Genomic DNA, 19,367 nt, shown 5'->3' on the forward strand with positions numbered 1-19,367 from the left:
ATGCGAGAGGGATGATATTTGAATCCTTTTAGTTTTTGGATCTTTATTATTTATTCCCGTTGCAGTTAAGGCATTCTCACGCGTGCCGCCAAGCAGCTCAAATACACGTTTATTTATATTTGGAGATTAATCATGAAAAAACTGGGGCTTTCTTTTTTATTGGTACTACTGACATTGTTTACAAACACTGCATTGGCGGTTGAGCAAACTTACCCCGGAATGATGGAGGAATTCGGCATGATGGACGGTGGCTTTATGCTGGTATGTATGGCATTTCTGGTGCTGCTGTTTATTGCCTTGATCCTGGCGATCCTGTCGCTAATAAAGTTCCTGTTTTTAAGCAAATCTAAAAAAAGAGATTTATGATGAGTAATCACAAATATAGCAAATGGCAATATATGCTAGTTATTGTGGGTCTGCTACTGTTGACAGTCGCTGGATTGCAATCAACGAGAGCTACAGAAGCCGTTGAAGCAACTTTGTATAAAAATCCGGGTTGCCAGTGTTGCGATGACTACGCGGCTTATCTACGCCAAAATGACTTTAATGTGACTGTTGTGGAAAGTCCTGATTTAGAGCAATTTAAGCGTGAACAGGCTATACCTCTAAATCTGCAAGGTTGTCATACCATGCTGGTCGATGGCTATGCTGTTGAAGGTCATGTGCCGGTAACCGTAATTGAGAAGCTTTTACATGAACAGCCGGAGATCCGTGGTGTATCCCTGCCGGGAATGCCGTCAGGATCACCCGGTATGACAGGGCAGAAGCAGGAACCATTTGAGATTTATACGATCATGAATGGTGAAGCATCGGTCTACGCCACTTTATAATTTAACTCAAGGAAACTAGCATCATGAACATACATCTAGGCGATATTGCCCCAGACTTTGAGGCGAATACCACAGAAGGAACGATTAACTTTCATGACTGGATTGGCGACGGATGGGCGATCCTGTTCTCTCACCCGGCCGACTTTACGCCAGTATGCACCACGGAACTAGGTGAGACCGCCAAGCTGAAGGAAGAATTCGACAAGCGGCAATGCAAAATAATCGCTATTTCGGTTGACTCGGTGAAAGAGCATAAAGCCTGGGTCAGCGATATTGAGGAGACCCAAGGACGCGCGGTCAACTTCCCGATTATTGGAGATGAAGACAAAGCAATCTCTCGGCTTTACGATATGCTGCATCCCGGGGAGGATGATAGCTCGGCAGTGCGTTCGGTATTTCTGATCGATCCGAATAAGAAGATTAGAATGACGCTGACCTATCCGAAGAGTGCGGGCCGAAACTTCAACGAAATCTTACGGGTGCTCGACTCGATCCAATTGACCGATGGCTATAAGGTTGCCACACCGGTGAACTGGCATGATGGTGACGATGTAATCATTTTACCTTCCTTGTCAGACGATGAGGCTAAAGGGCTTTTCCCGAGGGGGTGGAAGGCCCTCAAGCCTTACCTTCGTATGGTCAAGCAGCCGAATCGTTGAGGCGCGCGTGTATTCAGTGTTAAGGGACGCATCCACGCCTATTTTGTGGCCGATGAGCGTCTACTCAACTCGAGCATATAGTGACAAGCTTTGTTCGCAGATGTGTCTCTTGTGTTGAATTAACGTAATCAATCACTTCATTGAGCACGAGATTTCCCGGTTTTTCATCTTCAATCTGGCGTTCAAGCGCTTTGATTCTTTGTTCGGAGATTGGACTGGGACATAGGCATTAACCTCACTTGATACCATTTCTGGCGACCATTTTTTTGAAGCCAAACGAGGACGGTACTTTGTCCGGGGACCTCCCACATAATGAGATTATGTTTGTTAGTACGCCAGCTCGCTTTTTTACTGGTCTATGATTCCTAGGGCGGTCCAAAATGCATGTTGTGCCGTAGTCTGAGTGGAAGAATCACGGACCGGTTATTTTGCATGTTGAAAATTCTCTAAAATATAGTCCATAAAGCAAGATCAGATGACTGTTAATGTGAACGATGCGTGATTTTCTGAAGAGGGTCTGTAAGAAGTTTTATACATTACGTGCAAAGTTATGTGATGCGAATCACAAATTATCAATATTTAGTGCATTTAATGTATTAGCATTTTTTTATTAATGAGTTCATGTTAGCTTGCGGTTGAGAAATGCTAATGTTCTAGAACTGAGAGGAGGCTTAATATGTTTAAACTATCTAAAGCATCTCACTTCGTTAAAAATAGTACAGTGAAGGGAACAGCAAGACCGCCTACTCAACTCTAACGAAGGCACCAACAGGCAAGCGTAGCGCGCAGGCCCGTAGGGGCGGAGGTGTCAGGGATGCGAAAGGCTGGCTAAGCCAGTCCCGTCAGGGATAAGCGGACAGCGAATCTGGAGTAACCAGATCCGCGAAGCGGAGATGCACGGAATTGTACCGTGTACTATTCGATAAAGAACGCTGGATCGTCACCAAGCCATTGGTGCCTTCCCATTTCCATACTCGCTTATTGTGCAGGGTCCGCTGTAAAAGGGAACAAACCGTACCGACCATGATGCGGGTTCTTGCCGAACATAAGAGACTGCTCACGCTTCATGATTGCATCAGGCGGGTCGGTGTTTTCAACAACGATGACTTGTGTGTCACCAGGCAGCGCTTCAAGGTATGCGTAGAACTGATCTTGAAGGTCAGTACCGGTCAAATCATCTTCCGTTCCGTCTGGCTCCCGGTATGCCAGCAAAGGAGAGTCGAGCACGACGAATCCCGTGTGCGGTGTCTGGCGCGCACGGCAGAAAGCAAGTAACCCGAGGGTGAAGGCTGCATGCGTAATGGCGCGAAGGCCCTTACCAAAAGCACTACGCGACTTTCCAGCAATGACAAGATCCCGAGTCTTGGAATCGAAGTACACATCCCCAGCCTCTGGGAAGTGCCAACCAGTCAGTATGCCCTCGACAATCTTGGCAAAACTATGGGTCACAGTGGTTGAGAGGTCTGCGTTAGCAACCACCCCGGCCTTCTCGTCCTCAGTCCCCTTCTCAAGATCGGTGCGACGGCGCTCCATGTCTTGCACGGTGGCGTAGAGTGCCAGCGCTTCGCGCACCTCGGCCCGCTTGTCGGCAAAGTCGGAATAGGACTTACGAAAGGTCGAGAGCTTAGGTGCGATCAATTCTTCAACCGACTTAGAGATTGCCTCCAACTCTCGAACAACAGTAGGCATCCTGCGATCAAAGTTGGCACCTTCGCGCTCAAGGCTTTGGACGGTCGCTACAAGCTCAGTGCGCAAAACTTCTATCTTGGCTATCTCCATTCGTGCGGCCTGAACGACGGCATCAATGTCTCCATTACACCCAGTATCGGCGCGATGATGATCGGGGTCCGCGCCGCAGAGAGGGCAATGCCCGGCGCCCAGTACGCTAAACAGCGTCCCGCCTTCCTCAATGGCACGTAACCTTTCAATATCGGACACGTAGTGTCTGTCGAGCAGCCTGAATCGCTCAAGCATCGCACCGACCTCTGCACGTCGCTCTCGGCTTTCCTCCAGTTTCTTGCGCAGTTCTCGCCGCTTCCCAGCAGCCTCCTGAAACTCAGCTTCTGTGGTGTTTACCTGGGCCGCCTGTTGGCGAAGTGAGGTGTCGATCTTTTCTAGCTGCTCCTCCAGTTCTCTCGGACTCTTGGTCAACTCCTTGAGCCGGTCGCGATAGTCGTCAAGAAGCTGATCGAGAAGATGCAATTGCGCCTCACGCGACAACTCCTCCGGCTCGCTCTTATTACTGGCGGCGACCAATGCGGAGTCGTCTGCCCCGGTTAGAAGTAACTTGAACGTCGCCAGGTTCGGTGTATTGGCGGTGGGATTGCCATCAATGAGCGGAGAGCTTTGTTGTGTGATCTCTGTCTCATCGACGATCATCAAGCGCGCAATGTTACGAAAGCTCAGGCTGATGGTTTCGTTCCGGGAGTTTTTGCGAACACGCTTGCCACCAAGGCCGCATAGATCCAGTAAGAATGAGGAAAGGTTAGTGTCGTTCTTATCGCTGTGCTTTTCGTCAAGCTGCGAGTACGGGATGTCGGGCGTTGGCGGCGTCTGGTGCAAGTCTTCGTAGAGCCGAAAACCACCGCCATCTATGCTGCGCCAAAGTGTAAATGACTTCCCATCAAGGGTCTCAAGCCCCAGGAGAACAAGGTCGTAACCGACGCGCTCAGGGATATCGCGCAGGGGTGGTTTTCCACCGAGCATGAAGTCGATAGCTTCGACAATAAAAGATTTTCCAGTATTCGATGCGCCGTAAATGACATTGAGTCCGGCACCGAAGGTCACCGTTGCGGGTGGCTTCTGTGGCCCGAAGAAACCGAGGAAGCGCAAGCGTAAGCCGGGAGTTACTGCCGTCATGCCTCACCTCCCAGGCTCTGCTCAACGTTCTGGAATTCCTCGACCCATTTATCGAAGAAACGGCGCATCATGCCTTTGAACTGTTCATCCGTCAGATCACCAATGGTTTCGACAAGCCATACAGCGCGATCCTTCAGGGATAGCAAATAGTTGGAAGATACTGACGATAGGAACGTCGCAGCATTCTCACCTGCGCCGTACTTGATTCCTTCGGGCGTGACTTCGCGCTCCACGAGATCCCGAGTCATCATCAGAAGCAGCGATTGCTCGACCAATTTGCGACGCACAAGCAATTCAGCCGAGTGCATTGGCGTCGGTGGGTGCAAATTGTCTGGTCCGTCAATATCGCCTGTATGAACAAGAAGGTAGTCAAGGGCGACAAGCCGCTGGAGGTCATAGGTTTGCGGATAGGCAGCGCCTAGAATCGAGACCGCACGGATACCAGCCTCAAGTGGGCTATTGAAGGTAATTGGCTTATGTTCTTGGCTCATGATCGTGTCCACCGAAGGCGCTCCTCATTCACAAGTTGGTGGCAGATTCCGTCTCTATCCTTGGGGTTCGTACAAGTGATGAGGGCATTTGCCGTAATCTGCATATCGCGGGCTGCCTTGGTGACAGCGCAGACCTTTTCATAACCATCGGCATGATTCCCGTCGTGTGTGTCGATAACACCATCGTGAATGTCGTCCAGCAAAGACTCGAATGTGCCGGGCGGCACGCTGTCGCGTGCGAAGACGCGCAGCGACTCAGCTTCATAGAACGCCTCGCGCTGGCGGCGGAAATGATCCTTGAGCTTCGGCACGGACAGGGCCGAAGGGTCCGTCACGATTGTTCCCGTGTGCTCACTATATGCACCAAACAACTGCGTCACATAGCGACTCTCGGTGGCAGCGAGTTCCTGGGGCGGCTTTTCGGATGCAGGCCGCATTGGCAATCCACCACCGAAGCGCGCTGTGTGAACCGGCGTGACACGGTGATCGTCAACAAGCTGGAGTGCAGTTTTGGCGTCGAAGATGGAGAAATCGAAGGCATCCACATAGGCTCGGAGCTTCGAGTCGAGTAGCACTTCTTGCGTGCTAGTGATCGCAGCTTTTACATGCTTATCCCAGTTCGCAAACAATTCCTCACGCAACTTCGTAGCATTCGAAAATAGGCGGCTAAGCGACGTGCCAGCGCCGCGCGGCGAAACAAAGTAATAGCGACAGGGAACCGTGTATTCACCTTTGTACGAGTACCAGATGACCTTGCCGAACTCAGCCCAAACATCGCTGGGTCTGATGGCATGGTCGTAGTGCTTGCACTGGAAGTTTTCCCACGCCCCCTGAAGGCGTTTGTCATCGACGAACCCGGCGACGTCGATCCCCATGTCGCCAGCACCAGAGAAACGCTGGACGTGCTTGTACTTCGTCGTGAGGCAGTAATAAGCCCACTCCTCGACGAAGCCCTCCCACTCGCTTGGCGAGTAGGTCAGAAGCCTTTGCTGTGGCGGCATAACAGGGCCATTCGCCACCTGAGCGGCCGTAACGGCGGTCGATGAGCTCGGCGGCTTATTGATGTCCTTCCAACTCACCGTCATAACGCACCTTGTCCTTGGCTATCGTGAGGGCAGAAGTACGGGTTTTTGTGTATCTGCGCTGCCTGAACTTTCTTTGTGAAAAACTCCGCGAGATCGTCTTGTTGCTCAAGCAGACGGACGATCTCCTGAAGCGTCGAGAGGACTAGAACTTTGTGTTGCAGAAATTCACGTACCGTATGAATGGCAGGTTCCGTGTAGTCACTGGCAGAAATGAAGATGCCTCGAACCTCGGTACGCGACATGAGGCGAACAAGATGCTCTGAAATCTCAGGCTTACCCACCGGATTGCGATACCACTTCATTTCAACGAAGTACAGAACACCACCGAGTTCAATGATCCCATCAATCTGTTCGACGATCCCTTCACCAGCCTCACCAACCAAGTGGAAGGATTTACGAATGAGAACGCCGTAGGCTTGAAAAAGATTGTTGAGAGCCGTCTCCAGCAATTTCCCGCGTTCCTGTGCCGTCGCAGTAGTGCCAAACAATGCATATAAACCCTGCTTGGCATTCTCGATCCTGACACTGCGCTCACGCTTTTCTGCTGCGATCCGCTGTGACTCAGCGAGGCGAGCTTGCCGTTCTTCTTCGCGGGCATTGTTCATACGCGTGAAAGCGTCTTTCTGGTTGACGACTTCGCGGATACTAGCGACAAGACCCTTAGCCTTGAGTTGGTCGGCGGGCCAGCATGAATCGAAGTTCGCAAAGTCCACCACGCGCCGCAGCACCTCGCGCCGTTCACGGAGAGCGGGTTCTCCCTTCGCATTGAGGCGTTCAAGCACCGTGCGAACCATCTGGTACTTGTTGACATCCTTTGGTGCAGCCCTCAAGTGAGCTGCAATATCAGAAGTTATGTTGTCAGGCACTCCTGCGCCCCGGAAGAACACCAGCACATCCTGCTTCGAGCGATTGAGTAGCGGCACGACATCCACCAGCAGATTGAACAGCTCCGGTGGATAGTGGAATGTGATATCTGAGGGTGCATCAGTCATGCGCTACTTCCCCTCCCAATACACTCATCAATGTAAGCAAAGGATTTGCTCCCTTCCGTCATAAAACTTTCCCTATTCAGGCTTCATATGCTTGTTGATATTATGGCCGTAAACAGTTGGGCCAGTAGGGAGCGATCTGATAGCCATTCCTGATTCAGCTTCGGCAAGCTCCAAATCGTACAGTGCTTGCAAGTTCATCCAGAACTGCGGGGAATCGCTGAACCAATGAGCAAGCCGAAGTGCTGAGTCGCTGGTAATCCCGCGTTTGCCGTTGATTATCTGAGTGATCCTATTGGCTGGGACGCCGAGTTGGCGCGCCAGCTCTGTCGGCGACACACCAACAGCTTCAAGCCGTTGGGCGAGAACTTCACCTGGATGATGGGCTGCTGCGGTCATATTGCGCCTCGAAATGGACAGGCTATGACCCGAGAGTAAGAGTTTTGACGACATACGTCAATCGTACATTGGTTGAGTTTAACCATATTCAATAAAAGTGGGCAGCAGATATAGTAGGTACTCCAGAGCATAAGGAACACGCTGCCACGGAGAATTCGACATAGATCACAGCAAAAAGGGGGCCGAAGCCCCCTGTAATCACAACAGCCCCCGTTCAGCAAAAGACGCTGTATCCTCGCTACCGATGACAATGTGATCCAGTGTGCGCACGTCAACCATTGCCAGCGCCTCTTTAAGCCGCACGGTAATCGCCTTGTCAGCATGACTTGGCTCAGGCATGCCACTCGGATGATTATGTGCAAATATAACGGCTGCTGCGTTAAGCCGTAGCGCTTCTTTGACCACTTCGCGTGGATACACTGGAGATGCGTCAATCGTCCCCCTGAACATCTCGACGTATTCAATCAGCCGATGCTGGCTGTCCAGAAAAAGCACTGCAAAGACTTCATGCTCGAAGCCAACCAGCTTGTTCCAGAGATAGCTTTTAACAACCGCCGGGGCAGTAAAAGGTTCTCCGCGATGAATTTTTTGTTCAACAGCCTGACGAGCCGCTGCCAGGATTTGATCCGGTGTAGCTGGCAGGTAATGACCTTGTGCATCACGTACCAACAATGAAGATTCAGTAACAGGATATGAGTGCGACATGATTGTGCTCCGGTTTCTCAGGCGGAATTGCCTGGAACCGTGGCAACACGGCGCAGCGCAAGCAGTCAGGGGTCACCGACGGCTACGACGCAAGCGTGCACCGCACGCGCAGCCCTTGACGGCGAGAACGCCGTGGTACATTCAGAGAAACAGCAAGACTGCCTACCCAAACCCCAACGAAGGCACCAACAGGCAAGCGCAGCGCGCAGGCCCTCAAGGGCCGGAGAAGTCAGGGATCAAAGCCGGATGGCCGTGACTTGCAGAGTCGCGGGGCCTAGCCCGCGAGCCCGACGGCGGTACGCCGGGACACGTAGTTATCATTGATGATGCTTGGGATGAATCGCACCGCGCGATTCCAGCAATTGCCGCGTATTCTCAAGTTCCTTTTGCAGCAATTCGGCATCCGGCAGCACTGTCCGATAGTTTGCCGCCATGACCTTGTTGGGTAGGCCCTCCAGTGCATACCTCGCCAGGGCATGGCCTTTGTCGGCGCAGAGGATTAGGCCCACAGGCGGGTTCTCATCGGAAAACGTCCAGTGCTCCTTGGCATAATTGCAGTACAGGTGCATCTGGCCCACATCGGCATGCGTCAGGCTGCCGAGCTTCAAGTCGATGATGACCAGACAGCGCAATCGGCGATGGAAAAACAGCAGGTCCACCCGGTACCAGGTCTGGTCGATACGCAACCGGCGCTGCCGCCCGACGAAGGTGAACCCCTCACCGAGTTCGAGCAGAAAATCTTCCAGCCGCTGTATCAAAGCGCCTTCAAGGTCAGACTCCGAATACTCGTCCTTGAGATCCAGAAACTCCAGCACATACGGGTCCTTGATCGCGTCGTCGGCCGTGACTGTATCCTCTGGCCTCGACGCCGCTCCCTTGGTCAGCATCGCGGCCTTGTCCTTGGACAGCGCTGTGCGCTCGTAGAACTGGCTGCCAATCTGCCGGTCGAGCTGGCGGACGCTCCATCCGCCGCGCAGGGCTTCGGCTTCATAGAACTGGCGGGCATGGTCGTCCTTGACCGACAGCAGCCGGACGTAGGCCGACCACGGCAGCGTGAAGACCAGCGCAAGTTCGGCGAGGTCCAATTTCCGAGACAGTACCTCGGATTTCCCGGCAGGCAGCTCGTTTCCAGATTTCCGAGACACTGTCTCGGAAATTGCAGCCAGGGGATATGCGAGGAAGAAGCGCCGCATGTTCTCCAGATTATCCGCACTGAAACCACGCCCGAACCGCGCGGTCAAGTCGGCGGACAAGCGAGCGATCAACTGTTCGCCATAACCCGCACGCCGCTTGCCCCGTTGCTCGGCCTCCACGATACGGCGGCCAATTTCCCAATAGCTCGCCGTCATCAGCGCATTGACGCTGCGCGCTGCCGCATGTCGCGCGGCATCGAGCAGTTCCACAATACCGCTGTGGATACCGACATAACCGGCCGGCAAGGCGGCGGGGCCTTTTCCCGCCGCCGAAAGCCTTTTCTTACTCATGCTGTAGCCTCCTCGGCACGCTGCGCACCCGTGATCGTCTTACGCCGGTTCGTCACCAGTTCTGCGGCCTGGCGTATCGGATCGTCCTCGGTGTGGACATAGCGCATAAACATCGCTACGGTCTTGTGCGCGGTCAGGGCCATGCCAACTTTCACCGGGATACCTGAGTTAGCAATGTCGGTGGCCGAGCAGTGGCGGATGCCGTGCGTCCCCACATGCGTCGCACCCGCCGCCTTGAGGGTGCGGCTCCAGCCGCTGTAATACTCACCCGCAGTCAGGTGTTGCCTCGGATGGCGTGGCGACGGCAGCACGTAGGGATTGCCTTCCCGCCTCGGTGCCGTCGAAAGCAGCCGGTAGGCTTCTTCGCTCATGGGCTTGGACATGCCGCCGGTCTTGCTGTCAGGCCAGACGACGCGACGGTTTTCCAGATCGACCCATTCCCATTCGAGCGTGACGATTTCGGAGCGGCGGGCAGCGAACTCGAATTGCAAGCGGATCGCCAGAGGGATGACATAGTTCTCTAGCCCTTCGACCTCGATCTTGTCGAGCTTCCGGAACAGCTTGCCCATGTCCTCGTCGCTGATGAGGTGGGTGGACTTGCCAGCAGGGAACATCGGGACATGGCGGCACGGATTGGTGCCGTCAGGCCGATAACCCCACACTTCGGCCAGGTTGAACATCTTGCGCAGGATGCTGAACGCCTTGTTCGCCTCGGTCTGCTTGTACGAAAGCTTTTCCATCAGTCCGGCAACGTCAGGCCGTTTCACGTCGTGAACCTTCTTACGGCCCAGCAGAGGGATGATGCAGCGGTTGATGACGCCTTGATAGCCGACTCGGGTGCTGGGCTTGTTGCGTTTCTTGGAGTAGTCCTCCATGAACTTCTTGCACAACTCCTCAACAGTAGGCGCCTTACGAGCCTCGGTCTTGGCTGCACCCGGATCGCCGCCCCGGCGTACCTGGGCCAGCCACTCCTGCGCCAGCGAACGGGCCTGCTCGACGGTCAGTTCGCCGTACTGGCCAAGCGCAGGTTTGCGGCGCTCTCCAGCATTTGTACGATACTGAAGCATGAACACCTTGCGACCGGCCGGTGTGATCTTGCACAGAAAGCCGGGAACAAGCGTGTCGCGCAACTCAATGGGCTGCGCCTGGGGTTGTGCCGCATCGACGGCAGATTTGGTGAGTTTTATCTTAGCCATAGCTGACTCCTTCTTTAAAAGACCCGTTTCCAGGAGCCTGTTAGGAGCCAAGCGGTCGGAAGCCGGGTCAAGTTTCGGAAAGCACCGGCATATGATGAATTAGCCTAAGTTATTGATAAACCTGCTGTAGCGGGCTTAGGCGTAGTCCAGCGAAGTTCGGTGCTGGAGTCATGGTGAAATAAAAAATTCCTTTCGGGATTTGCGCCTCACGCAGGCACGCGGATTGATGTCAACAACAGTCGAACAGGCAGCTTTCAAATGAGCCATTAGCTGTTCATGAATTTTGGTGTTGAACTAAAGAAACGTCAGATATTGGCCATAAAACCGATGCCGCGTGATTTTGTTCTATTAGAAGCAATCGTTACGTCCTTCGGGATCACAACTATTGGTCGCTTATTTGCTGGAGAACGCTGAACAGCATTTGCCAAAGCATTTTCTAATTGGATGCGTACCAATCGAGGTGAAAGAGTAGAAAGTTTATCGATAACTTTTTTATCCAGTTTCGTAGCGAAATGCTTGCCCCAAGCATTCATATTTAAAAGTTCGTCATAAATTGAACAAATAATCGCTCTCGCTTGAGCTGTCGTTGGAGGATGAATGGCAATTTCAATCATTCGAGAGCGAATAGGCTCAGGGATTTGTTCTGGATAATTAGCAGAAGCGATCCAAATAACGAAGCTCACATCAAAAGGAATTTCCAAATATTCATCAACAAAGTGTTTTGCAGTGTGCCGTTCAAGTAGCCCATACATTGGCCCGAGAGGATTGTGGCGTGAATCGGTGGTTACTTTATCAATTTCGTCGAGCATAAAAATTGGGTTGGCATAGGTACTTTTGCGAATACTCTTGCTAACAAAACCCGGCTTGCTATCCATCCAACTGCTATATCCTCCAGCCACAACGAAACTAGATGAAACTGATGCAAAATCCAACGAGAAGAAGTCAGTTCCAAGCACAGCGGCCAGTTCAGAGATAAATCTTGTTTTACCTACACCTGGTGGGCCTGTAAGAAGAAGTGGAGGGATGTAGAGCGTCTTGGGGTCTTCTAGGCCGCTTAAACATAGCGTGCTTTTCACCCTAGCAATGACTTCATTGAAATTTCCAAATTTTTCTGCCAAATTTTCAAGTTTGCTGATGATGTCCGAGTTGAACATAGCAAGAGGCTTGTGATCAGATTCTTTTAACAAGTCACGCAATATCATTATTCTATTGCGGTTTGTCTCAGCATCGATTGCTTTAGTTACTGAGGTCTTGTCAAAAATATTAATAACTTGATCTGCTTCATTTGCTTCAGCTTCAGCTTCAGTTTCATTTGAATTCTTACACTCATTTTTAATAAGAGCAGAATTTGGAATAAATTCATTGAAATTTGAATCCATCATGTTTTATCTCCTCAAATGTCTCATTAGCATCATCATAAATACACAAAGTGTATAATTATGGGCAAAAATAACCAGAAGCTGCGTAGCTTTTTGGTTAGTTGTTCATGCGAATATAGTTACACAATGTGTAGTTTTGTGTCAAGGGCGCAATGTTATGAATCGATTAGCGATTCTTGTTTATGGCACAATATGATGATTATGCAGTCAACCACTTAATAACATATGCCCATAACGTCTAAACAACTTAGAAAATTACGCGACAACTTAGGCTTAAGCCGAGAAGAAGCCGCTAAATATATATTCGTTACTCCGCGTACCTGGATGAGCTGGGAATTAGATGAAGCAACAGATAATCATCGTAATATGCCAGAGGGTTTGTTAGAGCTGTTTTGTATTAAAAATAAAATTAAATACACTGTACTTGACAATGGTGTACACATTGTGTAGATTATGCATTGCCCGCTTGACGCGGTTTTTTTAAACCTATCTAATACACAATGTGTATATTATTGGAGAGTTACATGGCTGAATATGACGATTTGGTATCTCGTTCCCACATGACTGCGTGGGTCGCAGGATTTATTGATGGGGAAGGTTGTATACATATCTACAAGCAAAAATATAAGTCTCGCTCAACTGGCGAGCATGGCGGCATTACACATTCACTTAGAATTAGTATAGGGCAGAACAACCTAGAAGTTTTAGAGCGGATAATTGATGTTTTGGATATTCATGCAAAGATATTTAAAAACAAAAGAAACATGGGTACAAATAGGCAATGTTACACGCTCCATATTAACGGTAAATATGCGCTTCGAACTATAGAACTAATTAAGCCATACCTTGTTCGTAAGCTTCCTGAAGCGTTAGCGGCGGAAAGATTCTGGGAAGAGGGCCGTAAAGATTTGAAAACCGGCAGAAAGCCTGTGCCAAAAGCGATTATGGATATCCGTGAGTGGTGGTATAACAAGATGCGTAGAATGAAATAAACACATCTTCAACTTGCGCGTTTTGAGTAAAAGATAGGGGAGGTGAGATACTTGGAGTTCACTATAGTTACTCCAGTATCACGCAGTGAAGTTACATATGAGTTACATTGAACAAAAAAGCCTCAGGAGACGAATCTTCTGAGGCTTTATAATCATTGGCTCCCCGAGCTGGACTCGAACCAGCGACCCAATGATTAACAGTCATTTGCTCTACCAACTGAGCTATCGGGGAACAGAAAGATGGGTATGATAGAGACTCGAACCGGATGGGTCAAGCCTCTATTAAGTTTTTTTGTTAACCAATAAATTCTGCGATTCGTTGCAAGGCATTTTTCAGATTTGTTTCGCTGGTAGCGATGGATAAACGAATATGATTTTTCAGGCCAAATGCCGTTCCGGGAACGACAGCAACGCCTTTTTCTACCAATAAAGCTTCGGCAAAGTCCATATCATCGTTTAATTCCGGTTTGTTGGATAAAACGCCTGTGATATCCGGAAATACGTAGAACGTACCATCTGTTTCCAAAGCAGTGATGCCTTGCATTTTGTTTAATTCTTCAACCACATAGTCATGGCGCTTTTTGAATTCTATCAGCATGGTTTGTACGCAACCTTGATCGCCATTTAACGCTTCAACAGACGCCGCTTGCGAGATAGAGGTTGGATTGGAAGTACTTTGCGACTGGATCTTTTTCATCGCGCCAATCAATTGAGCAGGACCACCGGCATAACCGATACGCCAGCCGGTCATCGAGTAGGCTTTGGATACACCATTCATGACAACAGTACGGTCATAGAGATCAGGACAGGCCATGACGATATTGTAAAATGGTTCATCGGCCCAATATATGTGTTCATACATATCATCCGTGGCGATGAGAATGTCCGGGTACTTACGCAGCACTTCACCCAATGCTTCGAGTTCGGCTTTGGTGTAGGTCATGCCGGTTGGGTTGGAAGGGCTGTTGATAACAAATAAACGGGTTTTGTCAGTGATTGCGTCTTCAAGTTGTTGCGGGGTGATTTTATAACGTTGATCACGGTCACCGATGATGATGACCGGTTTGGCATCAGCGAGTAAAACCATATCAGGATAAGATACCCAGTAAGGTGCCGGGATAATAACTTCATCGCCTGACTCTAATAAGGCCTGTGCCAGATTAAAAAAGCTTTGTTTACCGCCACATGAAACCAGAATTTGATTGGCCTCATAGTTTAAGCCGTTATCACGGGAAAACTTTTTGATAATGGCGTTTTTCAATTCAGCTGTACCATCAACCGCTGTATATTTGGTCTGGCCTTTGTTAAGTGCTTCGACAGCCGCTTGCTTGATATGATCCGGGGTATCGAAGTCCGGCTCACCGGCTCCCAGACCAATAATATCTTTACCTTCGGCTCTCAAGGCCGCGGCGCGTGCGGTGATGGCTAAAGTAGGCGAGGGTTTGATGCTTTGTACGCGCTGTGAGAGTTTGATAGTCAAAATCTGTCCTTCGAGAAACGATAAGTGATTAGAAAACCGTAATATACGATAAACACGGACATTGCTAAAGAGTATGAAAAAACAATTTGAATTAGTCAGCGAGTTTGAACCGGCGGGGGATCAACCAACTGCGATTGCGTCGCTGGTTGAGGGATTAAACAACGGTGAAATGTGGCAGACCCTGTTAGGGGTCACCGGATCGGGAAAAACCTTCACCATCGCCAATGTTGCGCAAGCTGTGCAGCGTCCGGTGATGGTTCTGGCACCCAATAAAACGCTGGCTGCCCAGCTCTATAGTGAAATGAAAGAGTTCTTTCCGAACAATGCGGTGGAATATTTCGTTTCCTATTACGACTACTATCAGCCGGAAGCCTATGTGCCTTCTTCCGATACCTTTATTGATAAAGATGCGTCGGTCAATGAACAGATCGAGCAGATGCGTTTATCGGCCACCAAAGCCATGCTGGAGCGGCGCGATGCAATTATCGTATCCAGTGTGTCGTGTATCTATGGTTTGGGTGATAAAGATGCCTATCTTGCGATGGTCATGCATCTGGTTCAGGGCGATATCATTAATCAACGCGAAATTTTACGGCGTCTGGCCGAGTTGCAATATTCGCGAAATGATATTGAACTTTCCCGCGGTACCTACCGGGTTCGCGGCGAGGTGATTGATATTTTCCCGGCGGAATCCGAACGCGATGCGGTGCGGGTTGAACTGTTTGATGATGAAGTCGAACAGATCAGCTATTTTGATCCGTTAACCGGTGAGGTATTGCAACGGATGAACCGCATTACGATTTACCCGAAAACCCACTATGCCACGCCACGCGAAACCATTTTGGGGGCAGTAGATTCAATCAAAGACGAGTTGCGTGAGCGATTAGCTGAATTAAACGAGCAAAATAAACTGGTAGAAGCACAGCGACTGGAGCAACGCACCCGTTTTGATATTGAAATGTTGCTTGAGCTCGGTTACTGCAACGGTATCGAAAACTATTCCAGACATTTATCCACCCGTCAGGCCGGTGAAGCGCCACCGACCTTATTTGATTATCTGCCAGATGATGCGATTCTGATTATTGATGAAAGCCACGTCATGATTCCGCAAATTGGCGCGATGTATAAAGGTGACCGTTCGCGTAAAGAAACGCTGGTAAATTATGGTTTCCGGTTGCCTTCGGCCCTGGATAACCGGCCATTGATGTTTGATGAATGGGAAAAACTGGCGCCACAGACCATTTTTGTTTCGGCTACGCCTGGGAAATATGAAGCCGAACATGCCGGTAATATCGTTGAACAAGTCGTGCGTCCAACCGGTTTGATCGATCCTGAAGTTGAAATTCGCCCGGTGGGTACGCAGGTGGATGATTTGCTGTCCGAAATTACGAAACGCACGGCTGTTAACGAGCGGGTGCTGGTCACCACATTGACCAAGCGTATGTCTGAAGATCTCACCGATTATCTGCGTGAGCATAATGTCAAAGTACGTTATTTGCATTCGGATATTGATACCGTCGAACGGATGGAAATTTTGCGTGATTTACGTCTGGGCGAATTTGATGTGCTGGTGGGGATCAACTTGTTGAGAGAAGGTCTCGATTTACCTGAAGTTTCACTGGTGGCGATTCTGGATGCGGATAAAGAAGGCTTTCTGCGTAGTGATCGATCGTTGATTCAGACAATTGGCCGTGCCGCCCGAAACCTCAATGGTAAAGCGATTTTATATGCAGATCAGATCACTGGCTCGATGAAGCGGGCGATTGATGAAACTGATCGACGTCGTGAAAAACAGACTGCTCATAATCTGAAACATGGCATTACGCCGATGGGTATTATCAAATCGATTCGTGGTGGCATGGATGATTCGAAGAGCAAGAAAGAGGAAAAACTGCGGTTTGCCGAAGTGGCCGAAGAGCATGCTAAATATGCCTCGCTGTCTCCACAACAATTGGCCAAACGTATTCAACAGATTGAAAGTGCAATGTATAAACATGCACAGAATCTGGAGTTTGAAGAAGCGGCTAAGTTACGTGATGAGTTAGACAAAGTGAGAAAGATGGCATTAGGGCCTGTTGTTCTGCAATAGCACCCCATTAAATTGCTGGAATGTATTACGAGACTTTAGCTTTATCGGTGGTATAAAGCGCTTGCAAAAACTGCCCGACTGCGTATAATTTCGCGCTTCACAGTAGGCACGTAGCTCAGTTGGTTAGAGCACCACCTTGACATGGTGGGGGTCGTTGGTTCGAATCCAATCGTGCCTACCAGATATATACATCAAGCACCTCTTGCAGGTGCTTTTTGGTTTTTAAGGCCTCTCGTATTGGCCACAACCAAGGATATAGCATGATTTCAATTACCCTTCCTGATGGCAGTCAACGCCAGTTCGATCATCCCGTTTCAATTCATGATGTTGCCGCCGATATCGGTGCCGGTCTAGCCCGTGCTGCTCTGGCTGGCAAAGTGAATGGCAAACTGGTCGATACCAATTACGTTATTGAAGATGATGCAGAACTGGCCATCATTACCGAACGTGATGAAGAAGGGCTGGATATCATCCGACATTCGACTTCGCATCTGTTAGCTCAAGCCGTCAAACAACTTTATCCGGATGCTCAGGTCACGATTGGCCCGGTTATCGAAGATGGCTTTTACTACGATTTTTCCTATCCCAAAGGTTTTACACCGGAAGATTTGCAAAAGATCGAAAAACGTATGGAAGAGCTGGTCAAACAGGATCTTGAAGTGGTTCGTGAAGAAGTCACTCGTGATGCTGCCGTGCAGATCTTCCGTGAAATGGGCGAAGAATATAAAGCGCAGATCATTGAAGATATTCCAAAAGATGAAGTGTTGTCAGTGTATCGTCAGGGCGAGTTCATGGATTTATGCCGTGGTCCGCACGTGCCAAATACCGGCAAACTCAAAGCATTCAAACTGATGAAACTGGCCGGTGCTTACTGGCGTGGTAAATCTGAAAATGAAATGCTGCAACGTATCTACGGTACTGCCTGGTCGGATAAAAAAGATCTGAAGGCTTATTTGCACCGTCTTGAAGAAGCTGAAAAACGCGATCATCGTAAACTGGCGAAAAGTCTGGATCTGTTTCATCTGCAGGATGAAGCGGCCGGCATGATCTTCTGGCATGACAATGGCTGGCGGATTTATCGCGAAGTAGAAAAATACATTCGCGACGTGTTGGCTCAAAATGATTATCAGGAAGTGCGGACACCGCAAGTAGTCGATCGCAGCCTCTGGGAAAAATCCGGTCACTGGGACAAATTTGGTGACATGATTTTCAGCACCCATTCTGAAAATCGTGATTACGCGGTTAAACCGATGAATTGCCCCTGTCATGTCCAGATATTTAATCAGGGTCTGAAGAGCTACCGTGATTTGCCATTACGGATGGCGGAGTTTGGATCATGCCACCGTAATGAACCGTCAGGTACCTTGCATGGTTTGATGCGCCTGCGTGGTTTTACTCAGGATGATGCGCATATTTTCTGTACTGAAGACCAAATTCAGTCCGAAGTGGCTACCTTTATCGATCTTCTGTTTAACGTCTATGCCGATTTTGGTTTTAACGAGATTATTATCAAACTCTCAACACGTCCGGAGAATCGTGTGGGCAGTGATGCTGTTTGGGATAAAGCGGAACATGCACTTGAACAGGCATTAAATGCCAAAGATCTGGACTGGGAGCTACAACCTGGCGAGGGGGCATTCTATGGGCCGAAGATCGAGTTCTCCCTGAAAGATTGTCTGGGAAGGGTCTGGCAATGCGGGACCATTCAGGTTGATTTCTCGATGCCGGGCCGTTTGGATGCAACTTATGTGGCCGATGATGGCTCGAAACAGGTACCGGTAATGCTGCATCGTGCGATTCTTGGATCACTTGAACGTTTTATCGGTATACTCATCGAAGAATATGCTGGCGCGTTTCCGGCATGGCTTGCACCTCGTCAGGTAATGGTCATGGGAATTACCGATAAACAGTCAGAATATGTTCAACAAATTGCCCAACAATTGAAAAATCAGGGATTTAGAGCCGATACGGACTTGAGAAATGAAAAGATTGGCTTTAAAATACGCGAGCACACATTGCGGCGCGTACCTTATCTGATTGTTGTTGGGGATCGCGAAGCACAAGAAAATGCCGTGGCAGTACGTACTCGCAAAGGCGAAGATTTAGGCGCTATGTCGCTTGAGAGCTTCGTTTCATTGCTTCAAGAAGACGTTGCTCGCCGCGGTCGAATTATTTTAGAGGATTAAAAACATCGCTACAGATCAAAAAAGGCTGAATTCTGAAATCACAGCCAAAGAAATTCGTGTAACCGATGCAAACGGTGAACAACTAGGCGTTATCTCATTGGCGAGAGCCTTGGAGTTAGCGGAAGAAGCCGAGCTGGATTTGGTGGAGATTGCCCCTCAGGCAGAACCGCCAGTCTGCCGTATTATGGATTACGGCAAGTATGTGTTTGAGGCTAATAAACAAAAAGCCATTGCTAAGAAAAAGCAAAAACAGATACAGGTAAAGGAAATAAAATTCCGACCAGGGACGGAAGAGGGTGACTATCAGGTAAAACTACGCAACCTGACACGTTTCCTCGAAGAAGGTAATAAAACCAAAGTCAGCCTCCGCTTTCGTGGACGTGAAATGGCCCACCAGGACTTAGGACTGAAACTGCTCGAACGAGTAGCCGATGATCTGAAAGAACTGTCGGTTATTGAGCAGCATCCGAAGAAAGAGGGTCGGCAAATGATTATGGTTTTGGCGCCAAGTAATAAAAAATAACTATTAATTAAATTAACAATG

At 49.5% G+C, this 19,367-nt stretch carries 17 protein-coding genes and 2 tRNA genes; 8 read left to right on the top strand and 11 right to left on the bottom strand.

Features of this window, described 5'->3' with window-relative positions; genetic code table 11:
• The first annotated feature begins 132 nt into the window (after positions 1–132).
• The 3 genes from B2337_RS07240 to B2337_RS07250 are packed head-to-tail and all read left to right on the top strand — an operon-like array spanning position 133 to position 1,489.
• The gene (locus tag B2337_RS07240; RefSeq protein ID WP_136555624.1) at positions 133–366 is read left to right on the top strand and encodes a hypothetical protein; all 234 of its coding nucleotides are present in this window, start codon (positions 133–135) and stop codon (positions 364–366) included.
• Positions 363–830 (top strand): DUF411 domain-containing protein, encoded by a 468-nt coding sequence (locus tag B2337_RS07245; RefSeq protein WP_211116192.1) that lies wholly within the window; start codon positions 363–365, stop codon positions 828–830. Before B2337_RS07240 ends, B2337_RS07245 begins: the two co-directional genes overlap by 4 nt.
• 23 nt (positions 831–853) lie before the next feature.
• Positions 854–1,489, top strand: coding sequence for a peroxiredoxin (locus B2337_RS07250; RefSeq protein ID WP_292360123.1), 636 nt, complete (start codon positions 854–856; stop codon positions 1,487–1,489).
• A 978-nt stretch (positions 1,490–2,467) separates the two neighbouring features.
• Here B2337_RS07250 and B2337_RS07255 read toward each other — a convergent pair.
• The 9 genes from B2337_RS07255 to B2337_RS07295 all read right to left on the bottom strand — a co-directional run bounded on the left by B2337_RS07255 (position 2,468) and on the right by B2337_RS07295 (position 12,079).
• Positions 2,468–4,348, bottom strand: a complete 1,881-nt coding sequence (locus B2337_RS07255; protein ID WP_136555622.1) for an ATP-binding protein — start codon at positions 4,346–4,348, stop codon at positions 2,468–2,470.
• Complete coding sequence (locus tag B2337_RS07260) at positions 4,345–4,839, bottom strand: ABC-three component system middle component 2 (protein ID WP_136555620.1); 495 nt, start codon at positions 4,837–4,839, stop codon at positions 4,345–4,347. Before B2337_RS07260 ends, B2337_RS07255 begins: the two co-directional genes overlap by 4 nt.
• Positions 4,836–5,924: an ABC-three component system protein gene (locus B2337_RS07265; protein WP_292360120.1), complete on the bottom strand. Its 1,089-nt coding sequence runs from the start codon at positions 5,922–5,924 to the stop codon at positions 4,836–4,838. Before B2337_RS07265 ends, B2337_RS07260 begins: the two co-directional genes overlap by 4 nt.
• The gene (locus B2337_RS07270) at positions 5,921–6,916 is read right to left on the bottom strand and encodes a restriction endonuclease (protein WP_136555618.1); all 996 of its coding nucleotides are present in this window, start codon (positions 6,914–6,916) and stop codon (positions 5,921–5,923) included. Before B2337_RS07270 ends, B2337_RS07265 begins: the two co-directional genes overlap by 4 nt.
• A gap of 72 nt (positions 6,917–6,988) precedes the next feature.
• A complete protein-coding gene (locus B2337_RS07275; protein ID WP_136555616.1) occupies positions 6,989–7,312 on the bottom strand; it encodes a HigA family addiction module antitoxin in 324 nt (107 codons plus the stop codon).
• Positions 7,313–7,510: 198 nt separating this feature from the next.
• Complete coding sequence (gene radC, locus B2337_RS07280) at positions 7,511–8,017, bottom strand: RadC family protein (RefSeq protein WP_136555613.1); 507 nt, start codon at positions 8,015–8,017, stop codon at positions 7,511–7,513.
• A gap of 317 nt (positions 8,018–8,334) precedes the next feature.
• Positions 8,335–9,501, bottom strand: a complete 1,167-nt coding sequence (locus tag B2337_RS07285) for a PDDEXK nuclease domain-containing protein (RefSeq protein WP_136555611.1) — start codon at positions 9,499–9,501, stop codon at positions 8,335–8,337.
• Positions 9,498–10,697, bottom strand: coding sequence for a tyrosine-type recombinase/integrase (locus B2337_RS07290; RefSeq protein WP_292413065.1), 1,200 nt, complete (start codon positions 10,695–10,697; stop codon positions 9,498–9,500). Before B2337_RS07290 ends, B2337_RS07285 begins: the two co-directional genes overlap by 4 nt.
• A 305-nt stretch (positions 10,698–11,002) precedes the next feature.
• On the bottom strand, positions 11,003–12,079 hold the full coding sequence (locus tag B2337_RS07295) for an AAA family ATPase (protein ID WP_247870128.1): 1,077 nt from the start codon (positions 12,077–12,079) through the stop codon (positions 11,003–11,005).
• A 521-nt stretch (positions 12,080–12,600) separates the two neighbouring features.
• Between B2337_RS07295 and B2337_RS07300 the strand changes: the two genes are divergently transcribed.
• Positions 12,601–13,068, top strand: coding sequence for an LAGLIDADG family homing endonuclease (locus tag B2337_RS07300; RefSeq protein WP_168800224.1), 468 nt, complete (start codon positions 12,601–12,603; stop codon positions 13,066–13,068).
• A 156-nt stretch (positions 13,069–13,224) separates the two neighbouring features.
• Here the strand turns inward: B2337_RS07300 and B2337_RS07305 are convergent.
• Positions 13,225–13,300, bottom strand: a tRNA-Asn gene (locus B2337_RS07305).
• A gap of 63 nt (positions 13,301–13,363) precedes the next feature.
• The gene (locus B2337_RS07310; RefSeq protein WP_292413066.1) at positions 13,364–14,548 is read right to left on the bottom strand and encodes a pyridoxal phosphate-dependent aminotransferase; all 1,185 of its coding nucleotides are present in this window, start codon (positions 14,546–14,548) and stop codon (positions 13,364–13,366) included.
• A 73-nt stretch (positions 14,549–14,621) separates the two neighbouring features.
• Here B2337_RS07310 and uvrB point away from each other — a divergent pair, with 73 nt between their 5' ends.
• From uvrB to infC, 4 genes are all read left to right on the top strand, one after another.
• Positions 14,622–16,637 (top strand): excinuclease ABC subunit UvrB, encoded by a 2,016-nt coding sequence (gene uvrB / locus B2337_RS07315; RefSeq protein WP_292413068.1) that lies wholly within the window; start codon positions 14,622–14,624, stop codon positions 16,635–16,637.
• 104 nt (positions 16,638–16,741) lie between these two features.
• Positions 16,742–16,818 (top strand) — tRNA-Val (locus B2337_RS07320).
• A gap of 79 nt (positions 16,819–16,897) precedes the next feature.
• Positions 16,898–18,823 carry a threonine--tRNA ligase gene (gene thrS, locus B2337_RS07325; protein ID WP_292413069.1) on the top strand — a complete coding sequence of 642 codons (1,926 nt, stop codon included), beginning with the start codon at positions 16,898–16,900 and terminating at the stop codon, positions 18,821–18,823.
• Positions 18,819–19,346: a translation initiation factor IF-3 gene (gene infC, locus B2337_RS07330; protein ID WP_339612374.1), complete on the top strand. Its 528-nt coding sequence runs from the start codon at positions 18,819–18,821 to the stop codon at positions 19,344–19,346. The genes thrS and infC overlap by 5 nt, the downstream gene beginning before the upstream one ends.
• Positions 19,347–19,367: the final 21 nt, after the last annotated feature.

The sequence above is a fragment of the Methylophaga sp. UBA3192 genome, from assembly GCA_002363955.1.
In the GTDB taxonomy this organism is placed as follows: domain Bacteria; phylum Pseudomonadota; class Gammaproteobacteria; order Nitrosococcales; family Methylophagaceae; genus Methylophaga.

Bases quoted from the DNA above. Each gene is read 5' to 3' on its own strand.
- B2337_RS07240 (WP_136555624.1), top strand. From the start codon at position 133: ATGAAAAAACTGGGGCTTTCTTTTTTATTGGTACTACTGACATTGTTT.
- B2337_RS07245 (WP_211116192.1), top strand. From the start codon at position 363: ATGATGAGTAATCACAAATATAGCAAATGGCAATATATGCTAGTTATT.
- B2337_RS07250 (WP_292360123.1), top strand. From the start codon at position 854: ATGAACATACATCTAGGCGATATTGCCCCAGACTTTGAGGCGAATACC.
- B2337_RS07255 (WP_136555622.1), bottom strand. From the start codon at position 4,348: ATGACGGCAGTAACTCCCGGCTTACGCTTGCGCTTCCTCGGTTTCTTC.
- B2337_RS07260 (WP_136555620.1), bottom strand. From the start codon at position 4,839: ATGAGCCAAGAACATAAGCCAATTACCTTCAATAGCCCACTTGAGGCT.
- B2337_RS07265 (WP_292360120.1), bottom strand. From the start codon at position 5,924: ATGACGGTGAGTTGGAAGGACATCAATAAGCCGCCGAGCTCATCGACC.
- B2337_RS07270 (WP_136555618.1), bottom strand. From the start codon at position 6,916: ATGACTGATGCACCCTCAGATATCACATTCCACTATCCACCGGAGCTG.
- B2337_RS07275 (WP_136555616.1), bottom strand. From the start codon at position 7,312: ATGACCGCAGCAGCCCATCATCCAGGTGAAGTTCTCGCCCAACGGCTT.
- radC (WP_136555613.1), bottom strand. From the start codon at position 8,017: ATGTCGCACTCATATCCTGTTACTGAATCTTCATTGTTGGTACGTGAT.
- B2337_RS07285 (WP_136555611.1), bottom strand. From the start codon at position 9,501: ATGAGTAAGAAAAGGCTTTCGGCGGCGGGAAAAGGCCCCGCCGCCTTG.
- B2337_RS07290 (WP_292413065.1), bottom strand. From the start codon at position 10,697: ATGGCTAAGATAAAACTCACCAAATCTGCCGTCGATGCGGCACAACCC.
- B2337_RS07295 (WP_247870128.1), bottom strand. From the start codon at position 12,079: ATGATGGATTCAAATTTCAATGAATTTATTCCAAATTCTGCTCTTATT.
- B2337_RS07300 (WP_168800224.1), top strand. From the start codon at position 12,601: ATGGCTGAATATGACGATTTGGTATCTCGTTCCCACATGACTGCGTGG.
- uvrB (WP_292413068.1), top strand. From the start codon at position 14,622: ATGAAAAAACAATTTGAATTAGTCAGCGAGTTTGAACCGGCGGGGGAT.
- thrS (WP_292413069.1), top strand. From the start codon at position 16,898: ATGATTTCAATTACCCTTCCTGATGGCAGTCAACGCCAGTTCGATCAT.